Annotated in this window: 21 protein-coding genes; 9 read left to right on the forward strand and 12 right to left on the reverse strand. The window is 63.9% G+C overall.

What is annotated here, in order from left to right; genetic code table 11:
• Positions 1–3 precede the first annotated feature (3 nt).
• The 3 genes from AU465_RS20685 to AU465_RS20695 form a co-directional block, all read right to left on the reverse strand.
• Positions 4–864 carry a TrmH family RNA methyltransferase gene (locus tag AU465_RS20685; RefSeq protein ID WP_192252157.1) on the reverse strand — a complete coding sequence of 287 codons (861 nt, stop codon included), beginning with the start codon at positions 862–864 and terminating at the stop codon, positions 4–6.
• Positions 865–1,944, reverse strand: a complete 1,080-nt coding sequence (locus AU465_RS20690) for an RsmD family RNA methyltransferase (RefSeq protein WP_192252160.1) — start codon at positions 1,942–1,944, stop codon at positions 865–867.
• A 90-nt stretch (positions 1,945–2,034) separates the two neighbouring features.
• Positions 2,035–2,514: a DUF1772 domain-containing protein gene (locus AU465_RS20695; RefSeq protein WP_192252163.1), complete on the reverse strand. Its 480-nt coding sequence runs from the start codon at positions 2,512–2,514 to the stop codon at positions 2,035–2,037.
• Positions 2,515–2,616: 102 nt separating this feature from the next.
• Here AU465_RS20695 and AU465_RS20700 point away from each other — a divergent pair, with 102 nt between their 5' ends.
• Positions 2,617–3,327: a helix-turn-helix transcriptional regulator gene (locus tag AU465_RS20700; protein WP_192252166.1), complete on the forward strand. Its 711-nt coding sequence runs from the start codon at positions 2,617–2,619 to the stop codon at positions 3,325–3,327.
• A gap of 70 nt (positions 3,328–3,397) precedes the next feature.
• Entirely contained in the window at positions 3,398–3,766 is a 369-nt protein-coding gene (locus tag AU465_RS20705) for a VOC family protein (RefSeq protein ID WP_192252169.1), read from the forward strand.
• Positions 3,767–3,798: 32 nt separating this feature from the next.
• Here AU465_RS20705 and lhpI read toward each other — a convergent pair whose 3' ends face one another.
• The 4 genes from lhpI to sppA form a co-directional block, all read right to left on the reverse strand.
• Complete coding sequence (gene lhpI / locus AU465_RS20710) at positions 3,799–4,770, reverse strand: bifunctional Delta(1)-pyrroline-2-carboxylate/Delta(1)-piperideine-2-carboxylate reductase (protein WP_192252172.1); 972 nt, start codon at positions 4,768–4,770, stop codon at positions 3,799–3,801.
• Between the two features lie 25 nt (positions 4,771–4,795).
• The gene (locus tag AU465_RS20715) at positions 4,796–5,128 is read right to left on the reverse strand and encodes a LapA family protein (protein WP_192252177.1); all 333 of its coding nucleotides are present in this window, start codon (positions 5,126–5,128) and stop codon (positions 4,796–4,798) included.
• 117 nt (positions 5,129–5,245) lie between these two features.
• The gene (locus tag AU465_RS20720) at positions 5,246–5,530 is read right to left on the reverse strand and encodes an integration host factor subunit beta (RefSeq protein WP_027165368.1); all 285 of its coding nucleotides are present in this window, start codon (positions 5,528–5,530) and stop codon (positions 5,246–5,248) included.
• Between the two features lie 78 nt (positions 5,531–5,608).
• Positions 5,609–6,562: a signal peptide peptidase SppA gene (gene sppA / locus AU465_RS20725; protein WP_192252180.1), complete on the reverse strand. Its 954-nt coding sequence runs from the start codon at positions 6,560–6,562 to the stop codon at positions 5,609–5,611.
• A 292-nt stretch (positions 6,563–6,854) separates the two neighbouring features.
• Here sppA and lptC point away from each other — a divergent pair, with 292 nt between their 5' ends.
• From lptC to ptsN, 6 genes are all read left to right on the forward strand, one after another.
• Positions 6,855–7,568 carry an LPS export ABC transporter periplasmic protein LptC gene (lptC, locus tag AU465_RS20730; RefSeq protein ID WP_192252183.1) on the forward strand — a complete coding sequence of 238 codons (714 nt, stop codon included), beginning with the start codon at positions 6,855–6,857 and terminating at the stop codon, positions 7,566–7,568.
• A complete protein-coding gene (locus AU465_RS20735; RefSeq protein WP_192252186.1) occupies positions 7,555–8,175 on the forward strand; it encodes an LptA/OstA family protein in 621 nt (206 codons plus the stop codon). The genes lptC and AU465_RS20735 overlap by 14 nt, the downstream gene beginning before the upstream one ends.
• Positions 8,175–8,993 carry an LPS export ABC transporter ATP-binding protein gene (lptB, locus tag AU465_RS20740; protein ID WP_192252190.1) on the forward strand — a complete coding sequence of 273 codons (819 nt, stop codon included), beginning with the start codon at positions 8,175–8,177 and terminating at the stop codon, positions 8,991–8,993. The genes AU465_RS20735 and lptB overlap by 1 nt, the downstream gene beginning before the upstream one ends.
• A 189-nt stretch (positions 8,994–9,182) precedes the next feature.
• Positions 9,183–10,712, forward strand: coding sequence for an RNA polymerase factor sigma-54 (gene rpoN / locus AU465_RS20745; RefSeq protein ID WP_192252315.1), 1,530 nt, complete (start codon positions 9,183–9,185; stop codon positions 10,710–10,712).
• A 315-nt stretch (positions 10,713–11,027) separates the two neighbouring features.
• Complete coding sequence (gene hpf / locus AU465_RS20750; RefSeq protein ID WP_192252192.1) at positions 11,028–11,615, forward strand: ribosome hibernation-promoting factor, HPF/YfiA family; 588 nt, start codon at positions 11,028–11,030, stop codon at positions 11,613–11,615.
• A gap of 60 nt (positions 11,616–11,675) precedes the next feature.
• Positions 11,676–12,140: a PTS IIA-like nitrogen regulatory protein PtsN gene (ptsN, locus tag AU465_RS20755; protein WP_042641064.1), complete on the forward strand. Its 465-nt coding sequence runs from the start codon at positions 11,676–11,678 to the stop codon at positions 12,138–12,140.
• 152 nt (positions 12,141–12,292) lie between these two features.
• Here ptsN and AU465_RS20760 read toward each other — a convergent pair whose 3' ends face one another.
• A complete protein-coding gene (locus AU465_RS20760) occupies positions 12,293–12,550 on the reverse strand; it encodes a BQ00720 family protein (protein ID WP_124995408.1) in 258 nt (85 codons plus the stop codon).
• 64 nt (positions 12,551–12,614) lie between these two features.
• Positions 12,615–13,040, reverse strand: coding sequence for an Hsp20 family protein (locus AU465_RS20765; RefSeq protein ID WP_124995409.1), 426 nt, complete (start codon positions 13,038–13,040; stop codon positions 12,615–12,617).
• Between the two features lie 142 nt (positions 13,041–13,182).
• Here AU465_RS20765 and AU465_RS20770 point away from each other — a divergent pair, with 142 nt between their 5' ends.
• On the forward strand, positions 13,183–14,127 hold the full coding sequence (locus AU465_RS20770; RefSeq protein WP_192252196.1) for a nucleoside hydrolase: 945 nt from the start codon (positions 13,183–13,185) through the stop codon (positions 14,125–14,127).
• Between the two features lie 28 nt (positions 14,128–14,155).
• Here the strand turns inward: AU465_RS20770 and AU465_RS20775 are convergent, their stop codons facing one another.
• From AU465_RS20775 to AU465_RS20785, 3 genes are all read right to left on the reverse strand, one after another.
• Entirely contained in the window at positions 14,156–14,527 is a 372-nt protein-coding gene (locus AU465_RS20775) for a hypothetical protein (RefSeq protein WP_192252199.1), read from the reverse strand.
• Positions 14,528–14,602: 75 nt separating this feature from the next.
• Positions 14,603–15,217, reverse strand: coding sequence for a LysE family translocator (locus tag AU465_RS20780; protein ID WP_192252202.1), 615 nt, complete (start codon positions 15,215–15,217; stop codon positions 14,603–14,605).
• A 93-nt stretch (positions 15,218–15,310) separates the two neighbouring features.
• Positions 15,311–16,762, reverse strand: a complete 1,452-nt coding sequence (locus tag AU465_RS20785) for an amidase (protein ID WP_192252205.1) — start codon at positions 16,760–16,762, stop codon at positions 15,311–15,313.
• Positions 16,763–16,767 lie beyond the last annotated feature (5 nt).

Here is a 16,767-nt window from a genome sequence, read left to right on the forward strand (position 1 = left end):
GTCCTATCGCGTGTCGGTGGCGGGGTCGAGCTTCAACGCGCCGCGCCGGATCTCGAACAGCATCACGCCGGTGGCAACCGCCAGATTGAGCGAATCGGCGCGGCCGGCCTGCGGGATCCTGAGCAGCCGATCGCAGCTTTCAGCGAGACTGTCGGGCAGGCCCTGCTGCTCGTTGCCCATCAGAAGCAGGACCGGGCCCCTGGAGAAGTCGACCGAGCGATAGTCGACGGCGCCCTTCAGATGCGTTCCTGCGACCAGGCCCGGAAAGTCGCGCCGCCAGGCGAGGAAGGCCTGCTCCGTCGCCCTTGCGACCGGCACGGCGAAGATCGAGCCCATGGTGGCGCGCACCGTTTCCAGCGAAAACGGATCGGTGGTGTCGCCGACCAGGATGATGCCTTTGGCGCCGACGGCATCGACGGTGCGGATGACGGTGCCGAGATTGCCAGGGTCGCGCACGCGGTCGAGCGCAACCCAGACGTCGCCGTCTTTGGCGCGGATGTCCTTGAGCGGCAGCGTCTGCTGCGCGAAGACGCCGACGACCATTTGCGGATTTTCGCGGCGGGTGATTGCTGTGAGCACTTTTTCCGAGACTTCGAGCACGGTGCCGCCGGCAGCGACCGTGCGCGCCGCGACCTTTTCTATCGCCGCGTTGCCGCGCCCGGCCTTGGCGAAGACCAGCGTCCTGATCAACCAGCCGAGGTCGAGCGCGTCGATGACCAGCTTCAGGCCTTCGGCCATGAAGGCGTTCTGCTGGTCGCGGAATTTCTTCAGCGCCAGCGCCTTGATGTCCTTGACCAGCGGATTGGCGAGGCTGGTGACTTCCTTGACCTGCCCGACCGGGCGATGTCCGTCATGTGGTGCCATTCAAGCCACCCAGCGCGAGAACAGCGAGGTCGACAGCGCGCGGCCGGCGGACTTCTCGCGGATGATCAACTCACCGGATTCGACCGTGCCGCCCATGCCGGCGAAGGTATCGCGCATCAGGGCATGGATGGCGAAGAAGGAGGCGCGGATCGAGTAGGCGGTCAGAACCACGGCGAGCGGCTTCGGCGTCAGGATCGAGCGGCAGAGGTCGGTGAGCCCCGGCAGATCCTCGAACAATTGCCACACTTCGCCCTTCGGGCCGCGGCCATAGGCGGGAGGGTCGAAGAGCACGATATCGTAGCGGCTGCCGCGGCGCTCCTCGCGCTCGGCGAACTTCACCGCATCCTCGACGATCCAGCGGATCGGCTTGTTGGCGAGGCCGGCCATCTCCTGGTTCTCGCGCGCCCAGCCGATCGCCTTCTTCGAGGCATCGACATGGGTGACTTCGGCGCCCGCGCGTGCGGCGACCAGCGAGGCAAGCCCGGTATAGCCAAAAAGATTCAGCACCTTGACCGGACGCCTGGCCGCCGCGATCAGCCCGGCCATGTGGTCCCAGTGCGAGGCCTGTTCGGGAAAGACGCCGACATGGCGGAACGAGGTGAAGCGGCCGAGATAGTCGATGCCGTCGTGCTTCATCGGCCAGGTCTCGCCGAGCGGTGCCTTCGGGAAGCGCCAGCGGCCGATGCCCTCCTCGTCGGTGTCGCCGGTGAAGATGGCGTCGGCGCGCTCCCATTCCTTCGCCGGAAGCGCCCGCTGCCAGATCGCCTGGCCCTCGGGGCGCACGATGCGGTAGGGGCCGTACTGCTCCAGTTTTTCGCTGGCGCCGCTGTCCAGCAGCGCATAGTCGGCGTTGGGCGCGACTTCGAGGATCAGCGGCAGGCGCTCGGCGGGCAACGGACCTTCGCGGCGCAAAAGAATGCGCGGCGCAGGTTTCGCCTCCTGCCGATCCGGGGATTTCGTTTCATGACGCTCAGCCTTCGCCTGTGGCCGCGCCGGCGCGAACGCGTCGCGCTGGCGGGACGGCTCCGCCCTCGCAGAGTGCGGACGATTGTCGCGGCGTTTGTCGCGAAAGGATTTCAAGAAGGATTATCTCCGGCGGTTCGGCCCGCTTCTGCCACAGCTCAACGGGTCGGCGCAACAAAAGCGCGTATCATTGCGACAGCAGGAAGCTCAGTCGCGCGGGATCGACAGCGAGCCAAGAACAAGCGAAATGAAGCCGAGAGCCTTGGCTGCCGTCACCGCCATGTGGCCGGTCTCCCAGCGCAACCGGATGGCGTCGAAATTCCCGGGGATCGGTCCGGGTGTCCAGGTTGCAAGGATGTCGTTGGCCGGTTTGACGAGAACAGTCCAAAGCACGAGCGCCAGCGCATAAAGCAAGGCCGCGGCCAGCACGAACCGGAATGCGGGCCGATCGTCACGCAGCATCCATGCGAGCCACGCCGGACAGATGATCGCCGCGATGTCGAGCGGCGCTCCGATCACGGCAAAGAGTAGAAACTGACCATTGAAGACGGTCGCCTCGCGCCAAAGCGCGGGCGACCATTTCGTCAACCTGGGCAGCGATTCGAGCACATGGGCAAAGGAGGGCCCAAGGCTGAGCGCCGCTATCGTGATAGTCAGGACCGACCAGAAAAACAGGAATCCGCGCATCTCCCATTGAAGGACAACGGTGCCGCAGCGCAGCTGTTCCGACGCTGCCTTGCCGCGGTGTGCGTCGCGGACTTATCGTCCGGTCAAGCAAACAGCAAACCGATGTCCCGTTCCGAACGCCTGCTCGACCTTGTCCAGATCCTGCGCCGCCACCGCCGGCCGGTCAGTGGCCGCACGCTCGCCGGTGAAATGGGCATCTCGATCCGCACGCTCTATCGCGACATCGCGACGCTGCAGGGCCAGGGCGCGCCGATCGAAGGCGAGGCGGGGCTGGGCTATGTGCTGAAGCCCGGCTTCATGCTGCCGCCGCTGATGTTCACCGACGAGGAGATCGAGGCGATCGTGCTCGGTTCGCGCTGGGTGGCGAAACAGCCGGACAAGCGGCTGGCCGCAGCGGCGACGGACGCTCTGTCCAAGATCGCGGCGGTGCTGCCGGACGATCTGCGCGAGGATCTCGACGCCACGACGCTGCTGGTCGGGCCGAGCTCAGCGAGCGTCGAGGCGATCGATCTTGGCGTTGTGCGGCAGGCGATACGCAACGAGCGCAAGCTCGGTTTTCTCTACCGCGACGCTGGGGGCGCCACATCGGAGCGCATGGTCTGGCCGTTCGCGCTCGGTTTCTTCGACAAGGTGCGGATAGTGGTGGCGTGGTGCGAGATGCGTCAGGATTTCCGGCATTTCCGCGCCGATCGCATATCTCATCTCGCCGCCACTGATATTCGCTATCCGCGCCGCCGCCAGGCAATGTTGAAGGAATGGAAAGCGACCCTCGATAAGCCGGGTCAGAACCCACCGAAAGACGCGACTGGGTGACGGCTGCTGCCAGAATCTGACAGTTGGTTGATCTACGTTCACCAAGGTTCAGACACCTTGGAGATAAGACATGACCACGCCCAATTTCGTCATTCTTTACGTCGACAGTCCCGAGAAGAGCGGCGCCTTCTACGCCTCACTGCTTGGACGCGAGCCGGTCGAGTCCTCGCCGACCTTCGTCATGTTCGTGCTCGACAAGGGCTTCAAGCTCGGACTTTGGTCGCGTCACACCGTGGAGCCGGCAGCCGCCGCGGCGGGCGGAGGTGGCGAGCTCGTGCTTGCGGTAGAGAATTCGGCTGCGGTCGACGCCACGCATTCCGATTGGGCCAAGCGCGGCCTGAGAATCCTGCAGACCCCGACCGACATGGATTTCGGCCGCACCTTCGTCGCGCTCGATCCCGATGCTCATCGGCTGCGCGTCTACTGGCCGAGTGAGTAGGCAGTAGGCAGAAGGGTGCTACTTCTTATTCCCTACTGCCTGCCCTTGAGCGCCTTGTAGACGGCGATGCCGGCGGCGAGGTCCTCGAGTGCGGCGCCGACCGACTTGAACAGCGTGATCTCGCTATCGCTCCGCCGGCCCTGTTTCTCACCGCGCGCCAATTCGTACAGGTCGGCGACGATCGCTTCCGGCTTCAGCACGCCGGAAGCCAGCGGCTGGACGATGTCGCCGGCCTCCTTGGTGGCGCCGGCGCGGGTGTCGACATAGACGCGGGCGCGGGAAATCGCCTCATCGTCGCTTTCGCGCATCTGCGGCGTGAAGCCGCCGACCAGGTCGACATGGGTGCCCGGCTTCAGCAGCGCGCCTTTGACCAGCGGCGTCGTGGAAATCGTCGCCGACGAGACGATATCGGCTTCGCCAAGCTCGGCTTCGAGATCGCCGGCCGCACTGGCGGGAAGGCCTTCGGCGCGCAGTGCCGCCGCGACTTTTTCGGCATTGGCCGGCGTGCGGTTCCAGATGTGGATCGACTTGATCGGCCTCAACGCCGAATGTGCCTTGGCGAGGAAGGACGACAAGGCGCCGGCGCCGATCACCAGCAGCCGCGAGGCGTCCTGGCGGGCGAGGTAGGATGCGGCGAGCGCAGAGGCGCAAGCGGTTCGCCACTGCGTCAGCCGCTGGCCGTCGATCAGGGCCTCAGGTTCGCCGGTCACGCCGTCGAGCAGCAGATAGAGGCCCATCACCGCCGGCTTCGCGATAGCGTTGTTGTCCGGCGAGACGGTGACGATCTTGACGCCGATATGGCCGCCGGCCGAGCTGCCCGCGGCGTTGAAGTCCGTCCAGGCCGGCATCAACAGCAACGTCGAGGCGGCGCCGTCCGGCCGTTCGACCGAGTGGTGATGGCGCACCGGCTGCACGGCGCCGTCGCGGAAGGCGGTTCGCAGCGTCTCGACCAGCCCTGGAAAGGTCAGCGCGTGATCGACCTCGGCGGCCGAAATGGTCAGCATGGAACGCTCCGTAACGGTACGCTGTTCAGTTCGTCGGCTTGGGCAGCGCCGGCCCTTTCGGCGCCGTGGGCGCGCGGCTCACTGCTTGGCGCAGGGTCTCGGCCTCCAGGCCGCGCTGGCGCGCGAGTTTGCGGTAGCGGCCCTGCTTCACCCAGGTCGCCAAGCTGCCGACGATCATGCCGATGGCTAAAGCCAGGAACAGGAAGATGAAGAGCGGCAAATTCAGCGTCAGCGCCGGATTGCCCGGATGGAAGGGGTCGAGCGTGAAGGCGACCGGTCCGCGGTTGGCGACGGCAAGCGCGATCAGGATGATGGCCAGCGGCACAAAGACCACGACGAGCATGAAGCGATTGAACATCTAATCTCCGTGGAGAGGCGTCTAAAAGCGCGCAAGTCTTTGTCCCGAAACCGGTCTCCACTTTCGGGAGACATGCTTGAAGCGCCGAGACGTCGTTTCGACCTGCCGGCGCGGCGCTTATTTGCCGCCGTTCAGCCTTTCGCGCAACTCCTTGCCGGTCTTGAAGAACGGCACCCACTTCTCCTCGACCTCGACGGATTCGCCGGTGCGCGGGTTGCGGCCGGTGCGGGCAGGACGGTTTTTCACCGAAAAGGCGCCGAAACCGCGCAGCTCGACCCTGTTGCCCTCGGCGAGCGCGTCGGTGATCTCATCAAAGATCGCGCCGACGATGTTTTCAACGTCGCGCAGGAAAAGATGCGGGTTGCGCGCGGCAATGATCTGCACAAGCTCGGACTTGATCATGAGAACGTTCCCCGTAAACCACTGCGGTCAAATTATCAGGATGATTTTATTGCTTTATTTGGCTCGTCCCGACGATTGTCAAGGGTGCCAGACCGAAACGAGACCGTCAAGGAACAAGCGGTCGGCGCCAAGTTCGTGAATGATGTCGCCGCCGGCGTCCGGCAGGCCGAGCGCGCTGGCGATGGCTTTGGTCATGCTCCTCGAAAACAGGAAACCGCGCCGTTCCGTGTTCTTCCACTCGACGACCTTGAGCTTGCTGTCGACGCCCTTGGTCGCCAGCCAGTCGATCGCCTCGGTCTCGCCGCCGACCGCGTCGACCAGGTGGTTGCCGAGCGCCTGGCGGCCGGTGAAGATCGAGCCGTCGGCCAGCGCCAGCGCCTGTTCACGGGTCATCTTGCGCCGCTCTGCGACGATGCCGACGAACCAGTCATAGCTGTCGAGGATGAGCTTGCGTACCATGGCGCGCTCGTCGTCGTTGGTCGGCTTGAACGGCGAGGGCGAGGCTTTGAGCGGCGACGACTTCACCTCTTCCAGCTTGATGCCGAGCCTGTCCATCAGGCCGCTGACGTCGGGGTATTGGATCAGCACGCCGATCGAGCCGACGATCGAGGTCTTGCGGGCAACGATATGGTCGGCCGCGCTTGCGATCATGTAGCCGGCAGACGCGGCCAGCGTGCCGACCTCGGCCACCACCGGCTTGTCGCCGGCAAGCTTGCGCACTTCCTCGTAGATCGACTCGCCGCCGACCGTGGTGCCTCCGGGCGAATCGATCGACAGGATGACGCCTTTCACGGTCGACGATTTGCGGATCGTCTCCAGCCTTTTGATCAGTTCCTCGTCCTCGGTGATGGTGCCTTCGATCTTGACCTTGGCGATGTGGTCGACGGCCTGGCCGGCGAAATCACCGCCATAGACCCATGCCGAAAACGCGATCAGCGCCGCCGCCAGAACCACAAACGCGGCCACGCGCCAGAAGGTCAGCTTGCGGCGCAAGCGGCGGCGGTCGATCAAGTCGTCGGCTCTCATTGCCATCATCAGCCTCACAATCGGTGGGAAAGGACGCTTTTAAAGCAACCACCCGCGCGGGGCTACCGTTTCCTGACAGGTCTTGGCGCAACGTGGCGGTCACGGCGACCTCACGAAAAATTAACGCAGCCGGCCCCTATCTGCTATGAAGGGCTGGCAGTTCAGCCGAATTCGTCCTAGTCGTGCGGTAGTAACCGTCACATTTTTGCAGTTTTCCTCCGCTTGTGCTTGCTTGCGGGGACCGGCATACCACCTATAGGCGGTGTTTGGCGGGGCAAGGGCTCATTAGAAAACAGTCATGTTGGCGCGATCTAACGAAACGAGCGATGCCGAAACGGTGTCGGCTGCCGCTGGCGAAAGCGGCACGCGTGGTGACGCGTTCGACCGCGCGCAGCGGCATTCGCGCCGCGTGCGGGTGCTGAAATTCGCCGTGCCGGTGCTGGCGGCGGCAATCGCGATCGCCTTTCCGGTGTATTCCTATCTCGCCGCGCCGGTTTCGGTCTCGGTGCAGGCCGACGGCACCGCCTTTTCGGACGGCAAGCTGGTGATGGCCAATCCCAAGCTCAACGGCTTCACCAAGCAGAAACTGCCTTATTCGCTGACGGCGACCAGGGCGACACAGGATGTCGGCAAGCAGGACATCATCGACCTCGAGGGCATCAACGCCAAATTGCCCGTCGCCAGCGACAATGTCGTGGCGGTCAACGCCGCGCATGGCATCTATAATCGCGGCGCCAACACGATGGATCTGACCGGCGATGTCTCGGTGACCACTACTGATGGCATGGTGGCCAAGTTCAAATCGGTCTTCCTAGACATGGGCAAAGGCTCTATGAAGACGGACAATCCGGTCGATGTCAGCCGCGGCGGGTCGCGCATCACCGCCGACTCCATGTCGGTGGAAGAGAACGGCAAGGTGGTGGTCTTCGAGAACCGGGTGCGCGTCAACATCGATGCGGCAAGTCTGAAGGCGGCAGAGGCAAAGAGCGGAGAGCAGAATGCGTCGCAGTAGTTTGGCAAGGCTTGCAGCGGCGGCCTCTCTCTTGATGTTGCTCGGGGCGGCGCCGGCGCTTGCCCAGACCGGCGGCACCAGCCAGATGTCCGGCCTGAAATTATCGGGCGACCAGCCGATCCAGATCGAAAGCGACAAGCTCGAGGTCCGTCAGGCCGACAGCGCGGCGATCTTCAGCGGCAACGTCACCGTCAATCAAGGGCCGACGCTGCTCAAGGCCGGCAAGATGACGGTCTACTACGTCAAGGACGCCAATGCCCCCAAGGGCGCGGCGGCCGGCGCATCGGCGATGACCGGTGCAGCCAACATCGACCACCTGGTGGTCGAGAACAAAGTCTATATCAAATCGAACGACCAAATCGCCACCGGCGACAAGGGCACGTTCGACATGAAGACCCAGGTGCTCGTTCTTTCCGGCAACGAAGTGGTGCTCTCGCAGGGCGACAATGTGCTCAAGGGCTGCAAGCTCACCGTTCAGATGAAGAGCGGTCTTGCCAATGTCGACGGTTGCGGCACCGGCGGTCGCGTCATCATGTCGATCACGCCGCAGAAGCAGGGAGCGCCCCAGAAACAGGGAACCGCCCAGCAGGGAGCGTCGAGCAACTAATGGCCGGCGTATCGTCGCTGCTGGCCCGCCTCCCGGGGCGGGCGGCCGCAAAACCGTCTGCGCCGGCAACGGTCGGCGCCGACGAGGCGAAGTTCAAGGGCACCCTGATCGCCAAGGGCCTGACCAAGAGCTACAAGGGCCGCAAGGTCGTCAGCGGCGTGACGCTCGGCGTGCGCGCCGGCGAGGCCGTCGGGCTGCTCGGCCCCAACGGCGCCGGCAAGACCACCTGTTTCTACATGGTCACCGGTCTCGTGCCGGTGGACGAAGGCACGATCGAGATCGACGGCTTCGACGTCACCTCGATGCCGATGTACCGCCGCGCCCGTCTCGGCATCGGCTATCTGCCGCAGGAAGCCTCGATCTTCCGCGGCCTCAACGTCGAGCAGAACATTCGCGCCGTTCTGGAGGTGGTGGAAAAAAGCCGCAAGGAGCGCGAGCGCACGCTCGACGAGCTGCTTGAGGAGTTCCACATCAGCCATCTGCGCAAGGCGCCGTCGATGTCGCTGTCGGGTGGCGAAAGGCGCCGTCTCGAGATCGCGCGGGCGCTGGCGACGCGGCCAGCCTACATGCTGCTCGACGAGCCCTTCGCCGGTATCGATCCGATCGCGGTCGCCGACATCCAGCAGCTCGTTCGCCATCTGACCGCGCGCGGCATCGGCGTGCTGATCACCGACCACAATGTGCGCGAGACGCTCGGCCTGATAGACCGCGCCTATATCATCCATGCCGGTCAGGTGCTGACGCATGGCCGGGCCGACGAGATCGTCGCCAACGCCGATGTGCGGCGGCTCTATCTCGGCGAGGGTTTTACGCTCTAGACGCGAAAATTTCGGTTCGCCGCAATTTCTCGCTGATTTTTTCCAGTTTCTGGGCAGTCCCGCCCCCGGATAACGCTCCGGTAAGCCGTCACTGCTAGCGTTTGCCTTGACAAGCAAAAGCCGGGCCAGTTTCTATGCCCGACCGAAAAATCATTGTCCGATGCGTAGACGAGGCGTTTGAATCTTACCATGGCGCTGGCGGCCAAACTGCAGCTCAGACAGTCCCAGTCGCTGGTGATGACGCCCCAGCTGATGCAGTCGATCCGGCTGCTGCAGCTCACCCATGTCGAGCTCGAACGCTTCATCGACGAGGAGATCGAGCGCAATCCGCTCTTGGAGCGGGCCGAGACGCAGGATGAGACCGGCGGCGACCAGCCGCAGAAGAGCGAAGCGTCGCCTGAACCCACGGCCGGGGACGACTGGTTCGAAGGCGAGACGGAATGGAGCGCCGAGGCGATCTCGGAAAAGCTCGACTCTTCGCTGGAGAACCTGTTTCCCGACGATCCCGGCAGGAGCGAAAGGCTGGGGCCGGACCTCACGGCACAATGGAAGTCGGCGTCCGGGGGCAGCGCCGGCGGCGCTTCGTCGGAAGGCTTCGATGTCGGCGAGATGGCCGCGACGGTTGTGACGCTGCGTGAGCATGTCGGCGAGCAGATCGCGCTTGCCTTCCCGAACCCTGCCGAACGCCTGATTGCAGGCGAACTCGCCGATGGGCTCGACGAGGCAGGTTACCTGCGCACCGACCTGGAAGAGGTCGGTACGCGCCTGGGTGCGGACAAGACGACCGTGGCACGCGTGCTCACGGTCTGCCAGACCTTCGAGCCAACCGGCCTGTTTGCCCGCGATCTCGCCGAATGCCTGTCGTTGCAGCTTGCCATGCGCGATCGGCTCGATCCGGCGATGAAGGCCCTGGTGGCCAATCTCGAACTTCTGGCGCGGCGGGATTTCCAGGCGCTGAAGCGCATCTGCGGCGTCGACGAGGAAGACCTTCTCGACATGCTGGCCGAGATCCGGGCGCTCGATCCGCGGCCCGGCACCGCGTTTTCGGGCGGGGCGAGCGACGCGATCGTCGCCGATGTCGAGGTGCGGGCGGCCGCCGACGGCAGCTGGGCGGTGGAACTCAACGCCGACACGCTGCCGCGCGTTCTGGTCGACAATGTCTACTTTGCCCGTGTTTCAAGCCATGTCAGGAACCAGGCGGAAAAGGAGTTTCTCGCCGAATGCCTGCAGAACGCCAACTGGCTCACGCGCAGCCTCGACCAGCGGGCGAAGACGATCTTGAAGGTGGCCTCGGAAATCGTGCGCCAGCAGGATGCGTTCCTCGTCCATGGCGTGCGGCATCTCAAACCGCTCAACCTGCGCACGGTGGCCGACGCGATCGGCATGCATGAATCGACCGTGAGCCGCGTCACCGCCAACAAATACATGCTGACGCCGCGCGGCGTCTTCGAATTGCGCTATTTCTTCACCGCTTCGATCGCCTCGGCGGAGGGCGGCGAAGCCCATTCCTCCGAAGCCGTGCGCGACCGCATCAAGCAGCTGATCGACGAGGAGAAGCCCGCCGACGTGCTTTCCGACGACGCCATCGTCGATATGCTGCGGGAAAGTGGCGTCGACATTGCGCGCCGCACCGTCGCCAAGTACCGCGAAGGCATGAACATCCCTTCATCGGTGCAGCGCCGCCGCGAAAAGCGGGCGTTGGCCAACGCCGGACGCTGAGGGCAGTTGACAATCAGCCGGCCTGACCTAGTTGGTGCGGGCTTCGATGAACGGCGGATTTCCACAGTTTTCGTGCTTCATTGACAAGCTGCAATGAAGTGTCTAGAAGCCCGCCCGCATGAGCCGGGCCGTGATACCCGCTCGCGAATGGGTCCGTCAAAGCGAAGGCCTCGGACGGCCAAGAAGGCGACTTGTGATCAACCGGAAAGTTCGGGTCTAAAATCGGCGCGCATGCCGCCGCAAAGCTTGTGCGCGCGCACCACGGGTATAAACTCGGGACAGTTTGAAGCCTGAGCAAGGAAGGTCAGTTTTCAGATGAATCTGCGCATTTCGGGAAAACACATGGACATCGGCGATGCGTTCCGTACGCGCATCAACGATCGTGTCAACGAAGCGATCGAAAAGTATTTCGATCGGGGTTTTTCAGGACATGTCACGGTCATCAAGGCGGGGTCGCGCTTCTCGGCCGATTGCATGATCCGGCTCGATTCCGGCGCGTCGCTGCAGGCGACCGGCGACGCCCAGGACCCCACGCTTGCCTTCGAGGCGGCCGCCGAGCGCCTCGAAACGCGGCTCAGGCGCTACAAGCGCCGGCTGAAGTCGCGCAATGTCGGTAACGGCAATGGCGAGGAGCCTACGGACATCGCCTATACGGTGATGGCGCCGCTCGCCGACGATGAAGAAGACATTCCGGAGGACTTTGCGCCGGTCATCGTCGCCGAATCGACCATGACGCTTCGCACCATGTCGGTGGCATCGGCCGTCATCGAGCTCGATACCAAGGACAGCCCGGTTTTCGTCTTCCGCAACGCCGGAAACGACCATCTCAACATCGTCTACCGCCGGCCGGATGGGAACATCGGCTGGATCGATCCGTCGACGACCAAAGTCGCGCAGGGATAAGAAAGCCGGCCGCGCGAGGGGGACGACCGGCGCGGCAGGCGAGCAAGGGATTTTTCAAGCATGGATCTTAGCGATCTCATCAGCGTTCCGGCTATCATGCCGGCGTTGAAGGCGAATTCCAAAAAACAGCTTCTGCAATTGCTGTCGGAGAGGGCGGCGGCGATTTCAGGGATTCCGGAGCGGGAAGTGTTCGATACCATCCTGCAGCGCGAGAGGCTGGGCTCCACCGGCGTCGGCAACGGCATCGCCATTCCGCATGGCAAGCTGGCGGGCGTAAAGCGGATCGCCGGCGTCTTCGCCCGGCTGGAGACACCGGTGGATTTCGAGGCGCTCGACGACCAGCCGGTCGATCTGGTGTTTCTGCTGCTTGCGCCCGAAGGCGCCGGCGCCGACCATCTCAAGGCGCTATCGCGCATCGCGCGCGTGCTGCGCGACGCCGATACGGTGGCCAAGATCAGGGGGACGCGCGACGCAGTGGCAATCCACGCGCTGTTGTCGGATACGCAGGCCTCGCACGCGGCCTAGCGTAATTCACGCATTTCGGGCGGAAGGCTACGGCGAAGGTGCCGAGCCTAACCGTTTCACACTTTTCCTGGAATTGCTCTGAAGCGTTTCGGGGGTAAAGCCGTAAGAGGGCCGCCGGGAGCGGCCCTTTCCAATTCAGACGATAACCAGGGTCAGTGAATGGCGACCGTGGTCAGATCGTTCTCCAGCGCACCCGCCAGCGCCCGGTCACGGGCATCGGAAAGCAGGATCGGCTGGCCATTGGCGGCAAACAGGGCCCACAGTTCCAGGCCGGGCGCGATTTCGCCGAGACCGGGGAAGCGGCCGCGTAGATCGTCGCTCGATACTTTCCTCAGGTATGCGACCGAACCTTCGCCGAGATGGGCGAATTCGCCGCTGGTCATGGTCAGGGTTTCGTCAGTTCTGGTCATTTCAAGCCTCCTTGGCGCGAGGACGCCACTTCCGGCCGTCCCGCATTAGAGCCATCGGCAGAGATCAGTCTTTCACCGATATGTTTATTTTCCGTACCAGCCGCTCGGCCTCCGGTCGGTCGAGATCGATCGACAAAAGGCCGTTCTTCAATTCCGCACCGACCACCCGCATGCCGTCGGCCAGCACGAAACAGCGCTGGAACTGGCGCGCGGCGATGCCGCGGTGGAGGAATTCGCGCTCGGTGTCGTCGGTCTGACGGCCGCGCACGATCAGCTGGTTTTCCTCAGTGGTGACATCGAGGTCGCTCTCGGCGAAACCCGCCACGGCAAGCGTGATGCGCAGCCTTTCGGCCTTGCCGTCCGAGGCGCCCAGGCGCTCGATGTTGTAGGGAGGATAACTGTCGCCCGACTTCGCCAGACGTTCGAGCGTCTTTTCCATGGCGTCGAAACCCAGAAGAAGCGGGCTGGAGAAGGGCGTCATTCGACTCATTGTTACACTGTCCTCTTAAGAGCGACACAAACTGGAAAAACCCGGATGGCATTTTTCCCGACGGTCTTGATATGGTCCGCCGCGCGATCAAGTTCAAGCCATCAAAACCCCGCCCAAAAAGACTCCCCAAAAAGGAATTGAAATGCCCCAGTCACGAAAGATCATCATCGACACTGACCCCGGCCAGGACGATGCCGTCGCCATATTACTGGCGCTCGGCAGCTCCGAGCTCGAGGTCGTCGGCATCACCGCCGTTGCCGGCAACGTGCCACTGAAACTCACCGAGAAGAATGCCCGCAAGATCTGCGAGCTCGCCGGACGGCCGGACATCAAGGTCTATGCCGGCGCGATCCGGCCGCTGGTGCGCGAGCTGGTCACCGCCGAGGAAGTGCATGGCAAGACCGGCCTCAACGGGCCGCAGCTGCCCGAACCGACCATGCCGCTGCGGGAGCAGTACGCCGTCGATTTCATTGTCGAGACGCTGATGCGCGAGGAGAGCGGCACGATCACGCTTTGCCCGCTCGGGCCGCTCACCAATATCGCGCTGGCGCTGATCCGCGAGCCGCGGATTGCGCCGCGCATCAAGGAAATCGTGCTGATGGGCGGCGGTTTCTTCGAGGGCGGCAACGTCACGCCTGCCGCCGAGTTCAACATCTATGTCGACCCGCAGGCGGGCGACGTGGTGTTCAAGTCGGGCATTCCGATCGTGATGATGCCGCTCGACGTCACCCATAAGGCACTGACCACCGCCAAGCGTACCAAATCCTTCCGCGGGCTCGGCACCAAGGTCGGCACCGCAACCGCCGAGATGCTGGAATTCTTCGAGCGCTTCGACGAGGAGAAATACGGCACCGATGGCGGGCCGCTGCACGATCCGTGCGTGATCGCCTATCTCCTCAAGCCCGAGTTGTTCAGAGGCCGCCGCTGCAATGTCAGCGTCGAGACGACGTCGGAGCTCACCATGGGCATGACGGTGATCGACTGGTGGGGCGTCACCAAGCGGGAAAAGAACGCCATGGTGATGCGCGACATCGACCATGACGCTTTCTTTGCGCTGCTGGTCGAGAGGCTGGGGCGACTCAACTGACGTTTAGACCGCCGGCAAGCGCGCGCCGTCACCCGTTGAGTAGTCGATAGGTGTCGGCGCCGTGCTGTCGTTCAATGGGAACGACCGAGCCGACCAGATGCGGTCGCCTCACATCGTCGTCGACAGATATCCGTGTGTTGTCGTCATCGAGGCGCACATCGTAGGTGTAGTATAGATTATGACCTACCATGCCGTACGGATTGATAGGCTTCACTCTGACATATTCGACCACGCCCATCACGCGTTGAGTGGCGATGACCGGATTAGCTTGAAGCTCTACGATCGCGATGGATTTCATCAGCGCAAATGCGCAGAAGAAAGCGGCGCCGATCACGGCGTCGCTGTACTCGTATTGCCAAATAAGCAAGCGATTCCGGAAGGAAACGTTTGACTTGTTCATACTGAAGAGTTGTGCGGTAGAGCGCAACTATTCAATGGGTGCTTAAAAAGAATTACGGGTCTAGAGCGTTGCCGATCACTTCGCCTTCGAGAACGCCAGCCACAGCCCCCCACCGACCAGGAAGCTGCCGCTGATCCGCGACATCAACTTGACGCGGCTGGCCGACAGAATGCGACCGGCGCGGCCGGCGGCAAGCGCGTAGGTCGAATCCGACATGGCGGCGAAGATCATGGCGGTAAGGCCCATGACAACGATCTGCAGCGTGTAATTGCCCTGCGGCGCGATGAACTGCGGGAAGAAGGCGCCGAAGAAGACAAGCGTCTTCGGGTTGGAGATCGCCATCAGGAAACCCTGCAGGAAGAAGCCGCCGCGCGGCTTCCTCGCAGAGCCGTCCGGGTTCAGCGTGCCCTTGGCGCGAAACATCTGCACGCCCATCCAGATCAGATAGACGGCGCCGATCAGCCTGACCCATTCGAACCAGTGGCCCATGCCGGCGATCAGCGTGTTGAGGCCGATGCCGACAATGGCGATCATGATGGCGAGGCCGGCCTGGGTGCCGGCAACATTGGCAAGTCCGGCGCGCGAGCCGTGGCGCATGCTGTTGGCGATGATCAGCGTGACCGTGGGCCCGGGCACCAGGATGATGACGATGCAGGCGACGACATAGGTGGCGTAGAGTTCCAGCGACATGATCTTCCTCGAACAGGATGGCGCCGACTTGGGCGGAGCGCGATCAATGCACGGAGTTGGCGTCGGTGCAAGCTGGCAAGGCAGGGCGGCCCGTCAGGCGGCCCCGGCTGGCCAGGGCAGCGTCGCCTCATAAGCGGCGCCGGCTCTGAGTACCGCGAGGTCGCCGCGCGGGCGGCCGATCAGTTGCATGCCCATCGGCCGACCCTTGTCGTCGAAGCCGACCGGCACATTGAGCGCCGGGCAACCGCCCAAGGTGGCAAAGGCGGAGACCTGCATCCAGCGGTGATAGCTGTCCATGGGCCGTCCCGCGACCTCGCGCGGCCAGTGGGTGGCGACGTCGAACGGAAAGACCTGCGCGGTTGGCAGCACGATGAGGTCGAAGCGCTCGAACAGCGACAGCAGCGCGCGGTGCCAGGAGGAGCGCCGGACCGTGGCGGCATGGACTTGCGGCGCCGTGAGGCGCATCGCCTGCTCGACTTCCCAAACCGCTTCCGGCTTCAGCAGCTTGTGCTTTTCCGGATCGTCGTAATGCACCTTCAGCCCGCAGCCGCTGCTTGCCTGGCGCAGCGTCGCGAAGGCCTGCCACAGCGCTTCGAAGTCGAAATCCGGCACCAGAGCCTCGGTATGGAAGGATGCCTCGGCAAAGCGGGCGAGGGCAGCCTCGCACAGCTCGAGGATTCCAGGCTCCATCGGCAGGTGGCCGCCGAGATTGCCGAGCCAGGCGACCCGGCCGCCGGTCGCCTTCATGCGCAAGCCTTCGAGAAATGAGCCCTGCTTGTCATGCGACAGCGGCGCGTGCGGGTGGTAGCCGGCTTGCTCATCGAGCAGCAACGCGATGTCGGCGACGTTCCGGCCCATCGGCCCTTCGACGCCCATCTGGGCGTGGAAGACATCGATGTCGGGGCCGGCCGGCACGAGCCCCTGCGAGGGGCGGAAGCCGTAGACGTTGTTGTATGCCGCCGGATTGCGCAGCGAGCCGCCGAAGTCGCTGCCGTCGGCCACAGGCACCAAGTCGAGCGCCAGCGCCACCGCCGCGCCGCCGCTCGAGCCGCCGGCGGTGAGCGCCGGATCGAAGGCGTTGAGCGTCGGTCCGAAGACAGGATTGTAGGTGTTGGAGCCAAGGCCGAATTCCGGAACATTGGTCTTGCCGATGATGATGGCGCCGGCCTTGCGGAGGCGCTCGACGAAGAAATCGTCCTCCTGCGGGACGAAATCGGCGAGGATCGGCGAGCCGAAGGTCGTCCTCAGGCCCTTGGTCAGGGCCAGGTCCTTGATGGCGATCGGCAGGCCGAACAGCGATCCGGTCGCGTCGCCCTGCGTCAGATGGGCATCGGCCCGGTCGGCTTCGGCCAGTATGTCGGCGCGCTCGCGCAGCGATACGATGGCGTTGACCAGCGGGTTCACGGCCTCGATGCGGTCGAGAAAGGCATTGACGACTTCGCGCACCGAAAGGCGCCGCTGCCGGATGGCTTGGGCAAGATCGATCGCGGACAGGCGGCAGATGTCGCCGGCCGGCGGCACGGCATGCTTGGTTACAGGACGCATCGCCG

Origin of the sequence: Mesorhizobium silamurunense, assembly GCF_014843905.1 — a bacterium.
Classification (GTDB): Bacteria; Pseudomonadota; Alphaproteobacteria; order Rhizobiales; family Rhizobiaceae; genus Mesorhizobium; species Mesorhizobium silamurunense.

Coding starts and splice junctions, on each gene's coding strand:
- AU465_RS20735 (WP_192252186.1), top strand. CDS start 7,555: ATGCGTCGCAGTAGTTTGGCAAGGCTTGCAGCGGCGGCCTCTCTCTTG.
- lptC (WP_192252183.1), top strand. CDS start 6,855: ATGTTGGCGCGATCTAACGAAACGAGCGATGCCGAAACGGTGTCGGCT.
- AU465_RS20685 (WP_192252157.1), bottom strand. CDS start 864: ATGGCACCACATGACGGACATCGCCCGGTCGGGCAGGTCAAGGAAGTC.
- hpf (WP_192252192.1), top strand. CDS start 11,028: ATGAATCTGCGCATTTCGGGAAAACACATGGACATCGGCGATGCGTTC.
- AU465_RS20785 (WP_192252205.1), bottom strand. CDS start 16,762: ATGCGTCCTGTAACCAAGCATGCCGTGCCGCCGGCCGGCGACATCTGC.
- lptB (WP_192252190.1), top strand. CDS start 8,175: ATGGCCGGCGTATCGTCGCTGCTGGCCCGCCTCCCGGGGCGGGCGGCC.
- ptsN (WP_042641064.1), top strand. CDS start 11,676: ATGGATCTTAGCGATCTCATCAGCGTTCCGGCTATCATGCCGGCGTTG.
- AU465_RS20775 (WP_192252199.1), bottom strand. CDS start 14,527: ATGAACAAGTCAAACGTTTCCTTCCGGAATCGCTTGCTTATTTGGCAA.
- AU465_RS20695 (WP_192252163.1), bottom strand. CDS start 2,514: ATGCGCGGATTCCTGTTTTTCTGGTCGGTCCTGACTATCACGATAGCG.
- lhpI (WP_192252172.1), bottom strand. CDS start 4,770: ATGCTGACCATTTCGGCCGCCGAGGTCGATCACGCGCTGACCTTTCCA.
- AU465_RS20770 (WP_192252196.1), top strand. CDS start 13,183: ATGCCCCAGTCACGAAAGATCATCATCGACACTGACCCCGGCCAGGAC.
- AU465_RS20720 (WP_027165368.1), bottom strand. CDS start 5,530: ATGATCAAGTCCGAGCTTGTGCAGATCATTGCCGCGCGCAACCCGCAT.
- AU465_RS20700 (WP_192252166.1), top strand. CDS start 2,617: ATGTCCCGTTCCGAACGCCTGCTCGACCTTGTCCAGATCCTGCGCCGC.
- sppA (WP_192252180.1), bottom strand. CDS start 6,562: ATGGCAATGAGAGCCGACGACTTGATCGACCGCCGCCGCTTGCGCCGC.
- AU465_RS20705 (WP_192252169.1), top strand. CDS start 3,398: ATGACCACGCCCAATTTCGTCATTCTTTACGTCGACAGTCCCGAGAAG.
- rpoN (WP_192252315.1), top strand. CDS start 9,183: ATGGCGCTGGCGGCCAAACTGCAGCTCAGACAGTCCCAGTCGCTGGTG.
- AU465_RS20780 (WP_192252202.1), bottom strand. CDS start 15,217: ATGTCGCTGGAACTCTACGCCACCTATGTCGTCGCCTGCATCGTCATC.
- AU465_RS20715 (WP_192252177.1), bottom strand. CDS start 5,128: ATGTTCAATCGCTTCATGCTCGTCGTGGTCTTTGTGCCGCTGGCCATC.
- AU465_RS20760 (WP_124995408.1), bottom strand. CDS start 12,550: ATGACCAGAACTGACGAAACCCTGACCATGACCAGCGGCGAATTCGCC.
- AU465_RS20765 (WP_124995409.1), bottom strand. CDS start 13,040: ATGAGTCGAATGACGCCCTTCTCCAGCCCGCTTCTTCTGGGTTTCGAC.